Genomic DNA, 13,295 nt, shown 5'->3' with positions numbered 1-13,295 from the left:
ATTGTACAGATGATTAAAACACAGACCACACTTGGGTGGTCTGTGGAGGTTAAATGCGCTTAATGCTTCCAATGATATTGGTGAGCTTTGGTTTCCATATATGCTTCTGTCGCCGGGTGCATTTGTGTTTTTGAGCCATTCTCAAAGAAAAACGTCGTGCGCTTTTGATCATAGTTGCCAATTTCATTCATGCTTTCAGCATCATAAATACGGCCATTAATCACGGTATAAGCAACGTGTTCTGACTGACGGATGTCATTTAACACGTCGCCTTCAATAATGGCTAAATCCGCGATTTTACCTTTTTCAATTGTGCCAATATCGTGATCCATACCCAAATATTTGGCGCCGTCTATGGTACCACTTCGCAATGCCTCCCAAGCGCTGAAGCCACCTTGTACCATTGACCAAAGTTCCCAGTGCGCAGCTAATCCTTCTCTTTGACCATGCGCGCCAATATGCACAGTGACTCCTTCGTCACGAAGCTGTTTGGCAACTTGCGCAGTTAAAATATGATTATAAAGCCTCTCAGGTGCTTGGCCTGGACGAATTGATTGAGGCTTTACGATATAATCTGGTACGAAGCTCATTAGCCGTTTGTTTTCCCAAACATTAGTGTGCTCATAAAAATAATCTTCGCCCTTGATACCCCCATAGGCAACGACGAAAGTGGGAGTAAAGCCCACATCAGTTTGCCCCCACATTTGTTTTATATCAGAGTAAATGTGTGGGATCGGTAAGGCATGTTCGACCCCAGTGTGGCCATCAACGATCATATTCATGTTGTGTTGAAATTTAGAGCCACCTTCTGGCATCACCATGATTTCCATATTTTTTGCAGCTTCTAGAACTTGTTGACGCGTTTCACGACGAGGGTGATTGTAGCTCTTGACAGAAATGGCCCCAGCATCTTTTAAGCGCTTAACATGAAACTCGGCATCCGCTAAATTACTGATTGGAGTTTTATATCCAGGTGCATGGCCAGCGTATAAAATACGCCCAACCGAATATATTCTCGGTGCAACGGTTAGGCCGGCTTTTGCCAGTTCAGCCATAGAAAAGACTTCTGATGAATTATTGGATGGATCATGTATGGTCGTGACCCCAAAACTTAAATTAGAGTACTGATTCCAGTTCTGTTTGGGCTGCAGATCATAACTGCCATAGCTGCCGTGTGCATGGGCATCAATTAACCCGGGTATAACCGTTTTTCCTTTTATATCGACGATCTTTGCGGTTTTGGGTATGTCGATCTCTCCTTGCTTTCCGACCGCCATGATACGATTTTCCTTAATAAGTATGACTCCATTTTCAATCATTTCTTGTTGCTTATCTGCGTCACGCATGGTTACAACAGTACCGCCGATGAGCGCCAACTCACCTTGCGGCTTATCTGCTTTGTGTGTAAAGCTTAGATCGATTCCGTCCGCTGTTAAGGTCGTTTGGTCACCGTTATCGCCAGATAAAAATGCGAATGTGTCTGTTAGTTTTCTTTGATAAAGAGTGGGTCCGAAAGCCCAAGTTAACGCACTGCTGTCGCTAAGCCAATTTAAGTAATCTCCAGAATATTTTGAAACCTGTTTTACAGGGAAGGATTTGGTGCCCTTGTTAATTGACAGGGTTTTACCTGTGCTGGTAAATGGGGCGACAAAAGTATTGAAATGCTCAATGAAGGCAATATATTCGCCATTGGGAGAGACTTTAAAATCAAAGATGTAATCCCCTTTGAAGTGACTACGCTCTTGTTGACCTCTGAGGTCTACGCTTTTGAGCTCGCGATGTGTTTCATTGGCAGCGGAAAAGTAGATTCTGTCTTGCGCGGCACCAAAGTGTGGGTTGTCACCTGATTTAATAACACGACGTGACTCTTTACCATCACGATCAATGAGATAAATACCAGGTGACATGGACCAATCACCGTTGAGTAAATAGCCGCCAGTGACTTTTTTATATAAGATGTGTTGTCCATTAGGAGAAAAGCTTGGTGAAATATAGTGACCAGGCTGCTTCGTCAAGACTTTGCTGTTCCCCCCACTTGCCGAAATAATTCGCACGGTGCCAAGTTTGTTATCATCCCAAGTCGTGTACACAATTGATTTCCCATCTCGTGAAAAGCTCGGATAAAACTCAAAGTGATTTGTTTGCGATGTGAGTCGATTTACTTTACCTGAAGCAATGTCCTTGATGTATAGATACCCTAAGGCTTGAAACAAAGCCGTTTTCCCGTCTGGTGATAATTGAGACCAACGTGCCATTTTGACTTTGAAATTATCGGGTGCAACGTCCACAGCAAAACGCAGTGCAGGTGTCATTTGCTTTTCGGCGACGACTCGGGTGGGGATCACTTTGGTAAGCTTGGTCTGTATATCAACTGAGCGAAATACCCCGCCAGCCCAAAAAATTAAAGACTTGCCATCCGGCGTATAAGCAAATGCAGGTGTATTACCATGTGCTCCATTTGCTTCCTGCAAATCGCGATCTAAGCCTGCGAAAACTTCTCTCTCGATCCCAGATTCTAGGTCTTTGATGTAGAGCGCACTGGCCATGGCTGTTCCATTATCGACGCGTTTGACAAACGCGATTGATTTTCCATCTGGGCTGGGGGTTGGGCGAATGGCTCCCCCCGAGCCTCGGATCACAGTTTCTTCTTCACCAGTGGCTAAATCCCAACTGCGGATCTCAAACACTTTACCTAGTGCATTTTTATTGTACTCCCACCGGACGCCTGCTGTGCTATCAACAGAGTAGTAAATTTTTGTTCCATCAGTGGAAAAGGCTGGCTCTGCGACATTCTTTTGCGATTTAGCGCCATGCAATCGGTCACGAACGGTCACACCTTGTCCACCACTGATGTGATACATACGGATCGACCCACCCGGAATAGTTCTTCCCGTCACTTGGCCCTGTTTTACTGCAATATATTGGCCATTAGGTGCCCATGCTGGATTGTGTACGATATTGTGGCTTTCTTTTGATATTTGTTTTTTGTTTTCGCCATTAATATCCATGACCCATAGATTATCACCACCGGCGCGATCAGAGATGAAAGCGATCTTTTTGCCGTCAGGAGAGAATTTAGGCTGAATGTTCCAACCCACGTCATTGGTAACGATAGTTGCCTTACCACCAGTAATAGGCATGATATAAATATCGCCCAACATATCAAATACAACCTGCTTGCCATCTGGACTCACATCTAAGTTACTCCAGGTAGTTTGGTTGGTGTCGATTGTAATGGTTTGCTTGTCACCTGGTGTATTAAGTACATCCCAGCTTTCAGTACTTCTTTGTTCTGCGCCAGGTATGGTTGCATTTGTGACTTCAGCCAAACTTGACACACTAGTGCCTAATACAGCAAGGCTAATTGCTACTGTCAGTGGTTTTTTGAAAAATGCCATCATGATTTCCATGTTATGGTTATTGGTTGCTCTAATATCGAGCATTAGAGCATATAGTTTTAGAGAATGACGAAATTTGACGAAGATGTCGACTATGCGCGACAAATGATGAATCAGATGAACAAAATATAGCCTGATCCACCCCGTTACGCGTCTATATATAAATAACGGCCGAGTAACGGTTCAATCGTTGGGTTAGCGAAGCGTGTTTTTACGCACATAATCTAAATAGGCTTCTAGGCTTTGTTGCCACAATGCCATCGCTTGCGTTAACTCACTGTCACTGGATTTATTATCAAGTAAGCGACGCTCAATTTTTTTTAGCAGTAGGCCATATCGATTAAAGCCAAGTTGCATTGCTGTGCTAGATTGGCGGTGCAGTTGTCTAATGCATTGGTCATTGTCTTGGGGGAGCATTTGTTGAATATGAATTAGCTTATTCCGTGCTGAAAGTACAAACTCATTGTAAATAGATGACACTTCATCTTCACTGAAGCTATTCTTTAATAAGCTCACAGCCGTTTCATCATAGAGTGTGTCGGTTAATTCAACGCTGATATTGGGTTTTTGTGCTGTTTGTGAATCGTTAAGTGCTTGGCGCAGCTTTTCTTGTTTAATTGGCTTACCGACAATATCTTTGATCCCTAAAGCCAAATATTCTTTGACTTCATCCGGGCTGAGACTAGCTGTAAACGCAAGAAACGGCGTGCGTTGGTTCTTATGTTCTATAGTTTGCAGGCGGCGCAGTACTTCTTGGCCAGTGAAATCCGGCAGGTTCATATCAAGTAACACCACGTCGAATTGAAACTCTGACAATAACTCCAAAGCGCTACTCCCATTGGTGGCGAGTTTCACTTTGTGTTCGTCGGTTGCCATAAACTCAATGGCAATTTTTTGATTAAGGTCGAGATCCTCGACTAGCAAAATATTCAAGCCAGTGATGCAATCCGAATTATGATTACGTTGTTCAACAAGGCTCAATTCACCGATAGCCAAAGGAATATCAAAGCTAAATGAGCTGCCCTTGTTTAGTTCACTTAAAATATCAAGGTGGCTATCGAGTCTGTCGAGTAATCGGCTGGTTATTGCAAGGCCAAGTCCTGTGCCGCCTTTAACTTTACCTGCACTACTTTGCACGTAGGGTTCGGTGAGTTTACTGATGTCTTCTTCATCAATACCTGGACCAGAGTCAATCACGCTAAATCGCACCATATGTGACATATGCTGCTCAGCTAATAATTCAACACGGATCTTCACACAGCCCTTGTCAGTAAACTTTATGGCATTACCAACGAGGTTGATGATGATTTGCCGCAGTTTTTGTTGATCACAGTAATAACATGCTTGTTCAGGTAATTCGTATATTAATTCGAAGCTGAGTTTTTTTTGTTCGGCCAGTGGGCTTAATAATAAACAAAGGTTATTGAGCCAGCTTTTCAATTCAACATCTTCTTCATAAAGAGATTCATCGCTTTGGTCTAAGCTGGCATAATCTAGTACTTTATCTATGAGTAAGTTTAAGGATTCTGCTGAATTAATAATGGCTTCACAGTAGGCTTTATTCCGGTGGTTCGTTGTGCGGTTAAGTACTAATTGTGCACTTCCTAAGATACCATTCAGTGGCGTACGAATTTCATGACTAATGGTAGATAAAAAAAGGCCTCTGATCTCAAGGTCTTTTTTGGCTTTGTCAGTTAATTGGTTTAGATGGTATTCGCGTCGCTCATTGCACAGCAGCGCCATACCCGTGGCATAAAAAATAGGTGCCAGAACCCCGTTCATGAATAAGGTGATAATAAACCAATTATCTTCTAATAAAGTAAAGGAGGTTACTTCACCCATGAGGACTGTACGGGCTATAAAAGCGCTCATAACGAGTGTCAGAACGATACCGTAAACAATTGTGCCATTGGGATACAGTGGTCGTGCAAAGCGAAAGAAGGTGTAAAGCAGAAATATTGCTTCACAAATATGTTGTAAGTCAGAGATAAAAATACGATAGCGCAAATCATCATCGACCGCACTGAAGTAGACTAGGGCGGCGAGTAAAAAAGCCGTAATGATGAGAAATAAGCGAAGCTCCCAGCCTCGATAATTCAAAAACTGACATATAGCGAGACAATGAATAATTGATGCGACAAAGAGCAGAGTATTGGCAATCCCAATAGTTTGCCACGACTCAATATCACTGTGCACAAAAAAGCCGACGATAGCAGCAAATAATACCATAGGGTAAAAAATATAGAGTAAGGTACCGGGCGTATGCTTGTTTGCACGCCAAGTCAAAAAGTTTAGCAATGTCATCATGGCCATCATGACCGCACTGGTAAAATAGAGTGTTTTAGGGTCAAACATTATTGTTATTTTTTGAGGGTTTGTTGTTAAGGATAGAGATTACAGCGGAAGGAGTAAAGAAACAAAAACAGCCGCATAGTACGGCTGTTTTTATTGGTAATACGATTTAGCGAATCTCGTCAGGGATGTTTTGCTGTGCCCAAGACAATAATTCGATACGGTTACGGCACTTGGTTTTTCTAAATGCGCTATACAAATGTGTTTTAACTGTATGCGGGCTAATATTGAGATCTTCAGCAATCTCTTTATTTTTTGCCCCTTTACTCATTAAGGAGATAATTGCTTTCTCACGTTTGGTGAGCTTTACTGGTTCAATGTCGCCTTCGGTTAATTTATGTAGTGCATCTTTGTTATATTGCAACATGCGGTTTAAGGCGTTACACATAATCTCACGACGATACCAAAGCTGATCTTCCATAAGAAGACGAATGCCTTTCATCAGTACATCAGCGTTATCTGTTGTATAAAATACACCCCGGATCCCACTTAATAATGCACGATTGGCGAGTTCAGGATTTTCATCCAAGTTAAACAATATGATATCGCAACTTACTTTCAGCCTGACTAATTGTTCTTTTAATTTATTCCAAGCATCATTGGTTGCGGTTTCTATAAATAATAGGCGTGTCCCTTCAGGTACATCTGCTATATCGGTACCTGTGGTTACATCTAGTCCTTGCGTTTTTAGCAACGGCTGCAAAACGTTAATTCCTATGGTGTTAATAGGCTCTTTATCTAATAACAAAAAGGCAGAACTGCTCATTTTTGGCAACACTCTTATTCCAACTGATGATTAATGCTAACACGTGACTCAGGCCTTTTGTATTAGAATTTTTATCAAATGATAGATAGTTTTGCTATATGTAATCGACATATAACGCTATGAATACAAAAAAAACACATTAACTATGTCATAACTTTATGAAATAGATGACTTTTCATATTTTCGAAATAATAACTTACTTGTTTACATTCCTTAACAGAGAATATTTTAAAGTAGTTCTTTTTTCGTACTTGTATATGGTGGCCATCCCATTGTTTTCCCTGCGAGTAGGTGCAGGTGAATATGATATACCGTTTGCCCACCATGCTCATTACAGTTCATAACAGCACGATAGCCGTCTTCAGCAAAGCCATGTTCTTTGGCTAGTTTAGCAGCAACTGCGTATAAATGGCCGACAAGATGTGAATTTTGTTCAGTCACCTCGTTAATAGTTGCGATTCTTGCTTTGGGGATCACCAAAACATGAAAAGGGGCTTGTGGATTTATGTCTTTAAAGGCGAGTGCCTTATCGTCTTCATAGACAATATCAGCAGGGATTTCTTTATTAATGATTTTGTCGAAAATTGTACTCTGGCTCATTGATAATCCTAAATAAAATGCTTCTCTTATACAAAGGAAGAGAAATGAAAGATTCAAGTGTACACTAATGACAAAGTTTGGCCTGAGTGTCAAACCACGAAATGTAATTATACGTAAATAAAAGGAGCAGCCATGATGAAAATAATAAGCTACGTATGTTTCGCGCTATGCCTTGGTATGGTGGTAAAAGACAGCCACGGTGCAACAGTGCGTTTTAACGAAGAGTTATTGCTATTACAGGTGAACGATAAGGTGATTGAACACTCATTATTCAGTAACGTGACTGAACTTACACTTACTTCAGGCACCTATGCGGTAAAACTGAAGTATAGTGATTTATATGAGTTGGAATATGATGAGCATGAAGTGGTTGAGTCAGATGCTTTTTGGGTTGAATTAAACATCATGATGGAGGGTGAGTACTTAATTACGCTTCAGCGCCCCGACGAGGTCGAAGAAGCTAAATTGTTTGCGAAAACCCCCCAAGTGACGATAGTGTCGCCAGACAAAAATAAACAAATTGCTGATAAACGTTCGCGTTTTATCCAGCAGGCGTATACCTCGCAGCCAGTTGTAGCGCCTAGCTCTCGTCATTCAGTACACACGCCTGATACTGAAGGCGCACCAAAAGATCGGGTGAAGCACCATCAGGCAGCGCCGATGCAAGGCATTATGCACCCTGATGCGGCGATGATGTTAGAGTTTTGGTGGGAGCAGGCAAGTGCAGCGCAGCGCGCGGCCTTTTTACAAAAAATTAAAAAGGGCTAATAATAGCCCTTTGATAGAGAAGCAGCTGAATAAGTTACTTACTAAAAATCGCGTCAATGGTGCCTTGTGCGAGTGGGTGATAGCCCGGACGCGCTGCTTGGTAAACCTTTTGGGCCCATGCGCGTTTACCATTTTTAACTAAGGCTTTGTACAAGGGCACAATCAGCTTGCGACGGCCAATGCCCGATAGGTGTTCATCTAAAGCGGGATAAATTGCCTGATATCCATTGCCAACCGCAAGCATATACCACGCAAAAGCACGCTCTGCATTAGTTGAGGTCGTGAGATTAAAGGCAGTGTCGAGTTCTGTCATTTTATCTACACTAAGATCTCGAGGTAGGTTATTGATAAAATGTAGCCATTCGTGAACTGTCCACTTGTTGGTAGGGAGTGCAGTTGCTGAAAGTTCACCGTTTAACCATGCCGCAGAGACTTTATCAACATTAATAAATGCGTCTGATGTTGGGTTAGGGGCATCTGCAGGTAATCCCGGTTCGTGGATCCATTCATTGGCCTTGTCTAGGCTGACAATGCCCGGGTACTTTTCGAGTAAGTGTGTAGTTAAGTACACGGTAAACTCAGCCGTGGTCAGAGATTTAAATGAATATTTATTAAAGTAGCCTTTGACAAATTCATCAAATCGCGCACGGCCAAACTTTTCTTCTAGATACAACAAGAACAGTTGACCTTTAGTGTAAGGGACTGAGCTAAAGGCATCATCTGGATCGCGTCCATTGAGTTTTAGATTTAAGCGTGTATCTGGCGCGGGAATATTTTTGAGTTGCTTTTTAAGGCCCGCAGTATCGAGTGCTTGCTCCATCACGGCACGTTCACGGCCAAATACTTCTTCCATAATGCGGTTTTCAACATAAGAGGTAAATCCTTCATTTAACCAAAGGTCCTCCCATGTTGCGTTCGTGACTAGATTACCAGACCAAGAGTGTGCCAACTCATGTGCGATTAAGTTCACCAAGCTTTTATCACCTGCTACAACGGTAGGAGTAATGAATGACAAGCGTGGGTTTTCCATGCCTCCAAATGGAAAGCTCGGTGGGAGCATGAGTAAGTCATAGCGCCCCCATGCGTATTCACCATACATTATGTTGGTTTTATCGATCATGGCTTGTGTATCGTTAAATTCAGCCACGGAGGCGTCTAAAATTTGTGGCTCTGCGAAAATGGCGGTTTGGTGAGACATTTCTTTATATTCAAGGTTACCTGCACCAATAGCGATTAAATAAGGAGGGATAGCTTGTGGCATATCAAACCAATAATCCCCGTCTTTAATAAATGCACCTGAGTTATCAGCACTCATCACGGCGCGAACGTCCTCAGGTGTGTTTATTCGAGCTGAATAGGTAACACGCATTGCTGGCGTATCTTGGACTGGGATCCAGCTGCGCGCATGAATGGCTTGCGACTGGCTATACATAAATGGATGTGTCTTACTCGCCGTTTGAATCGGGGTTAACCACTGCAAGCCAGAAGCTTGAGGCAAGCTATTGTAATAAATGCGTGCTTTTTTAGCTTGCTGCTTAAATGTGATGGTTAATTTGGCCCCTTTTACATCGTCTCGTTTTGCCAATGTAAATGCTGCTTTATGCCATTGGCCATTTTTACCTTGATACATGACTTTGTCGATTTCTAAATCGCGTGTATCTAGTACTAATGTGCGCGCTTGGGCGTTGCGCCAATCTAAGGTGTGCTCTACAAAACCTTCTAGTTGCTTATCTACAAAATCAACGTCTAAATCTAAGTGTAAGTGGGTACTAATTACGTCGTTTAGATTAGCATAGGTATGTTCGTCTACTGCTTGTGTTGCTAAGGCTAAGTGAGAGAAACCAGCCAGTATTAAACTGGTAGTTAAGGCAGAAAGTTTCATAGGATCCTTGTTCTTTATTATTAATAAAATATCGGGTGGTAGGCTTTTATACCATGCTTATCATGAAAGTCACATACTGATGCGTCAAGCATCGCAATGGGTTAAACTATTCCATATTATCAGATTTAGGTTTAAGGCACGTACGTGCAAGCATTACAGTCACTTCACACTTTTGCATTACCTCACACATGTCGAGATGTTGTCCAGATCGAGGACCCTCAGCAGTTACGAGCCGTTGATTTTTCGCAGCCATTTTGTGTATTAGGCGCGGGAAGCAATACCGTTTTTATCGACGATTTTATTGGCATTGTGGTTCGAATCAACAATAAAGGCGTAGACATTTTAGAACATGATACGTTTTGGGATGTTGAGGTGGCTGCGGGTGAAAATTGGCATACGTTGGTAACCGGTTTACTCGCGAAAGGGATCCCTGGGCTTGAGAACTTAGTGTTGATCCCTGGTACTGTCGGCGCAGCACCAGTACAGAATATTGGTGCGTACGGCGTTGAACTGGCTCAGTTTATAGAGTACGTAGATGGCTTTAATATTGACACTCAGTCTTTTGAACGGTTGAACCGAACACAATGCCAGTTTGGTTATCGTGACTCTGTTTTTAAGCATGCTTTAAAAAATCAGTTTGTAATAACCCAAGTAGGTTTACGCCTCAATAAATGCTGGCAACCAACTTTGAATTATGGCCCATTACAAACACTAGATGAAAAGACGGTTACCGCGTTACAGGTGAGTGATACTGTGGTGGCGATCCGTCAAAGCAAACTACCGGATCCAGAAATATTACCCAATGCTGGGAGCTTCTTTAAAAACCCGGTGATCTCTGAGGCGCATTACCAAGCGTTACTTGCTAAGTATGCCAATATGCCAGCGTACTCGGCAGGGATCGGACAACGCAAGCTGGCAGCAGGCTGGCTTATTGAGCAGGCAGGCCTAAAAGGGTATAGCGTGTCGGGGGTACGTGTATATGAAAAGCAAGCGCTGGTATTGGTGAACGATGGTCATAGTTCAGGCAGTGCCTTATGTGAGGTGATCCAACATGTGCAACAAAGAGTCGCACGTCAGTTTGAAATTCAATTAGAACACGAAGTAAGGCTGATTGGCCGCGCAGGTGAGGTGAGTGTGCAGGAGAAGAGTAATGGATAACGCTCCACAAGGTAATAAATTAGCGATTTTACATGCACTCAACCAAGGTGGCTTTGTATCTGGGCAGGTACTGGCAACACAATTGGGGATTAGTCGCGCAGCCATTTCAAAGCATATTCGTTCGTTACAAGAGATGGGCATTGATATTTTTACTCTCAATGGCAAAGGGTATTGTTTAAACGAAAGCTTACCTTTATTAAACTGTGAGGAAATCCAACAGCATCTTGCCTCGTTGGCTTGTGAGAATAATGTTGAAGTCAGGCCTATTATTGATTCTACAAACACAGAACTAATGCGTCGAATTCAGCAGGGCGATGACTTGGTCTCGGGGCAGGTGTTAGTCGCTGAAATGCAACAAGCAGGACGTGGGCGACGAGGCCGAGTGTGGCAGTCACCTTTTGGCGCGAACCTCTATTACAGTTATTACTGGAAACTAGAAGAAGGGCTGCAGGCTGCGATGGGGGTATCTATTGCAGTTGGATTGGCGGTATATGATGCCATCGAAGCCTTGTATGGTTTATCAGCAGCGCTAAAATGGCCCAACGATATTTATTTACATGGCCGAAAACTGGCAGGTGTATTGGTTGAGCTTGAAGGGCAAGTTGAGGGGCCATGTCATTTAGTGATTGGCATTGGCATTAATCTGCAAATGCCAGAAACCGCGTCTAAACACATTGATCAGCCTTGGACTGACTTGGCATCACATACGCATAGCTTAAATAAAAATGCCTTGGTTGCCCAATTAACCCATAGTTTGGCGCAACGGCTCGCGGTATACCAAGTGTCAGGGTTAGCGACCATGGTTGAGCAGTGGAATAACGTGAATGCATTTGGCAATGACATGGTGACGTTATCAACGGGTATGCGAACATGGCGTGGTGTGTGTGAAGGAATTGACACACAAGGTGGCATTGTACTGCGTCAAGATGGTGAGTTAAAAAGTTACTATGGCGGTGAAATATCACTGCGTAAGGATAGTGTGTGAGATTACTGATCGATGTAGGTAATACTGCAGTTAAGATAGGTGTGGACTGCGATGGTAAAATTGCGCAGATCAATGAAGCGGATATTCCGTGGTTAGATGTGGATGATATAGTCGTCGCGCAGGTAGGTCATGCCAATGCACTCGCGTCGATAAAACAGCATGCAGCGCGTTATAATATTAATATAAGACAGGCAACCGTGACGCAAAAGCTTGGCAAAGTGAATTGTGGTTATGCCCAATATCAAAATTTAGGGATCGATCGTTGGTTAGCGGTGATTGCGGGTCATTACTTATACCCAAATCAATATTGTGTTGTCGTTGACTCAGGCACTGCAACAAAAGTGGATGTGGTCAATCAAGTTGGGCAGCACTTGGGTGGCTGGATATTACCGGGTTTGGATATGATGATCGCAAGCCTTTTAGCTAATACAGAAAAAGTATTTAGTGATAACACCAGTTTATTTGAGCAAGGGTTGGGTTGTAATACGCCAAATGCGGTAAAAAATGGCGCATTAGTATCAACATTGGGTGCAGTCTATACAGCTATCGCGCAATTAGAGTGTGATGCGACAGATATTCAAGTTATTTTTGCTGGTGGCTATGGTGAACTATTACAGCAACATTATGATAAGCCAAGTGTCTTTATCGATGACTTGGTATTGAAAGGGCTGAAAAGTTGGTGTGATTTTATACGTTAATTGCTGTTTTTAGTGGTTTTTGCTGTAATAATGAGCATCAAGGTAAAAAACTTTGATTTTTTTTAATTTTACTCTTGCATCACCCCCAACCTTGCTCTAGAATCCTGCCCCGTACTAAAGCAGTGCCGACTTAGCTCAGTTGGTAGAGCAACTGACTTGTAATCAGTAGGTCATCCGTTCGACTCGGATAGTCGGCACCATTTTTTGCACTCTTATGCAGAAGCTTTAGACAAAGAATTGTTATGAGGAGGGGTTCCCGAGCGGCCAAAGGGATCAGACTGTAAATCTGACGGCACTGCCTTCGCTGGTTCGAATCCAGCCCCCTCCACCATTTTATTCTTGACGGTTAGAGGTAGTTAAGAAAACAGTTTGCTAAAGCGGGCATCGTATAATGGCTATTACCTCAGCCTTCCAAGCTGATGATGTGGGTTCGATTCCCACTGCCCGCTCCAGTTTTCTGGTGTTGCTGATATAGCTCAGTTGGTAGAGCGCACCCTTGGTAAGGGTGAGGTCGGCAGTTCAAATCTGCCTATCAGCACCAGGCTGCTGAATCTTCTCAAACGCTTCCTTTGATTTGTCCTAAAATATTCATTTATTGAAAAATCTAATCCGCATTTTCGTGGGTTGTTTTTATATGTAATCTAGACACATAAACGATAGGTTCCGTCATGGCAAAAGAAAAGTTTGA

The 13,295-nt window shown here is 42.8% G+C and carries 9 protein-coding genes and 4 tRNA genes; 8 read left to right on the top strand and 5 right to left on the bottom strand.

Going from position 1 to position 13,295, the window contains the following annotated elements:
- Nucleotides 1-59 precede the first annotated feature (59 nt).
- The 4 genes from CWC18_RS12850 to CWC18_RS12835 all read right to left on the bottom strand — a co-directional run bounded on the left by CWC18_RS12850 (nt 60) and on the right by CWC18_RS12835 (nt 7,116).
- A complete protein-coding gene (locus CWC18_RS12850) occupies nt 60-3,398 on the bottom strand; it encodes an amidohydrolase family protein (RefSeq protein WP_138593029.1) in 3,339 nt (1,112 codons plus the stop codon).
- Nucleotides 3,399-3,593: 195 nt separating this feature from the next.
- Nucleotides 3,594-5,753: an ATP-binding protein gene (locus CWC18_RS12845; protein ID WP_138593024.1), complete on the bottom strand. Its 2,160-nt coding sequence runs from the start codon at nt 5,751-5,753 to the stop codon at nt 3,594-3,596.
- 106 nt (nt 5,754-5,859) lie between these two features.
- Complete coding sequence (locus CWC18_RS12840; RefSeq protein WP_021032157.1) at nt 5,860-6,516, bottom strand: helix-turn-helix transcriptional regulator; 657 nt, start codon at nt 6,514-6,516, stop codon at nt 5,860-5,862.
- Between the two features lie 228 nt (nt 6,517-6,744).
- Nucleotides 6,745-7,116, bottom strand: a complete 372-nt coding sequence (locus tag CWC18_RS12835; protein ID WP_138593025.1) for a histidine triad nucleotide-binding protein — start codon at nt 7,114-7,116, stop codon at nt 6,745-6,747.
- A gap of 132 nt (nt 7,117-7,248) precedes the next feature.
- On the opposite strand from CWC18_RS12835, the gene CWC18_RS12830 reads away from it, so the two are divergent.
- Nucleotides 7,249-7,884, top strand: coding sequence for a DUF2057 family protein (locus tag CWC18_RS12830; protein WP_138675393.1), 636 nt, complete (start codon nt 7,249-7,251; stop codon nt 7,882-7,884).
- Nucleotides 7,885-7,918: 34 nt separating this feature from the next.
- Here the strand turns inward: CWC18_RS12830 and CWC18_RS12825 are convergent, their stop codons facing one another.
- A complete protein-coding gene (locus CWC18_RS12825) occupies nt 7,919-9,766 on the bottom strand; it encodes a M1 family metallopeptidase (protein WP_138675392.1) in 1,848 nt (615 codons plus the stop codon).
- A 144-nt stretch (nt 9,767-9,910) separates the two neighbouring features.
- On the opposite strand from CWC18_RS12825, the gene murB reads away from it, so the two are divergent.
- From murB to CWC18_RS12790, 7 genes are all read left to right on the top strand, one after another.
- Nucleotides 9,911-10,924 carry a UDP-N-acetylmuramate dehydrogenase gene (murB, locus tag CWC18_RS12820; protein WP_138593738.1) on the top strand — a complete coding sequence of 338 codons (1,014 nt, stop codon included), beginning with the start codon at nt 9,911-9,913 and terminating at the stop codon, nt 10,922-10,924.
- A complete protein-coding gene (gene birA, locus CWC18_RS12815; RefSeq protein ID WP_138675391.1) occupies nt 10,917-11,909 on the top strand; it encodes a bifunctional biotin--[acetyl-CoA-carboxylase] ligase/biotin operon repressor BirA in 993 nt (330 codons plus the stop codon). The genes murB and birA overlap by 8 nt, the downstream gene beginning before the upstream one ends.
- Nucleotides 11,906-12,607, top strand: a complete 702-nt coding sequence (locus CWC18_RS12810) for a type III pantothenate kinase (protein ID WP_138675390.1) — start codon at nt 11,906-11,908, stop codon at nt 12,605-12,607. Before birA ends, CWC18_RS12810 begins: the two co-directional genes overlap by 4 nt.
- Before the next feature lie 124 nt (nt 12,608-12,731).
- Nucleotides 12,732-12,807 (top strand) — tRNA-Thr (locus CWC18_RS12805).
- Between the two features lie 46 nt (nt 12,808-12,853).
- Nucleotides 12,854-12,938: transfer RNA gene (locus tag CWC18_RS12800), tRNA-Tyr, on the top strand.
- A 46-nt stretch (nt 12,939-12,984) separates the two neighbouring features.
- Nucleotides 12,985-13,059 (top strand) — tRNA-Gly (locus tag CWC18_RS12795).
- 13 nt (nt 13,060-13,072) lie between these two features.
- Nucleotides 13,073-13,148 (top strand) — tRNA-Thr (locus CWC18_RS12790).
- The last annotated feature ends 147 nt before the right edge of the window (nt 13,149-13,295 follow it).

Origin of the sequence: Pseudoalteromonas aurantia (genome assembly GCF_005886875.1) — a bacterium.
In the GTDB taxonomy this organism is placed as follows: domain Bacteria; phylum Pseudomonadota; class Gammaproteobacteria; order Enterobacterales; family Alteromonadaceae; genus Pseudoalteromonas; species Pseudoalteromonas aurantia_A.
Note: the sequence above shows the minus strand (reverse complement) of the source record. Positions and strands in the feature narration are given on the sequence as shown.

Excerpts from the sequence above, each read along its gene's own strand:
- CWC18_RS12825 (WP_138675392.1), bottom strand. The coding sequence starts at position 9,766 with ATGAAACTTTCTGCCTTAACTACCAGTTTAATACTGGCTGGTTTCTCT.
- CWC18_RS12845 (WP_138593024.1), bottom strand. The coding sequence starts at position 5,753 with ATGTTTGACCCTAAAACACTCTATTTTACCAGTGCGGTCATGATGGCC.
- CWC18_RS12850 (WP_138593029.1), bottom strand. The coding sequence starts at position 3,398 with ATGGCATTTTTCAAAAAACCACTGACAGTAGCAATTAGCCTTGCTGTA.
- CWC18_RS12835 (WP_138593025.1), bottom strand. The coding sequence starts at position 7,116 with ATGAGCCAGAGTACAATTTTCGACAAAATCATTAATAAAGAAATCCCT.
- CWC18_RS12840 (WP_021032157.1), bottom strand. The coding sequence starts at position 6,516 with ATGAGCAGTTCTGCCTTTTTGTTATTAGATAAAGAGCCTATTAACACC.
- birA (WP_138675391.1), top strand. The coding sequence starts at position 10,917 with ATGGATAACGCTCCACAAGGTAATAAATTAGCGATTTTACATGCACTC.
- CWC18_RS12830 (WP_138675393.1), top strand. The coding sequence starts at position 7,249 with ATGATGAAAATAATAAGCTACGTATGTTTCGCGCTATGCCTTGGTATG.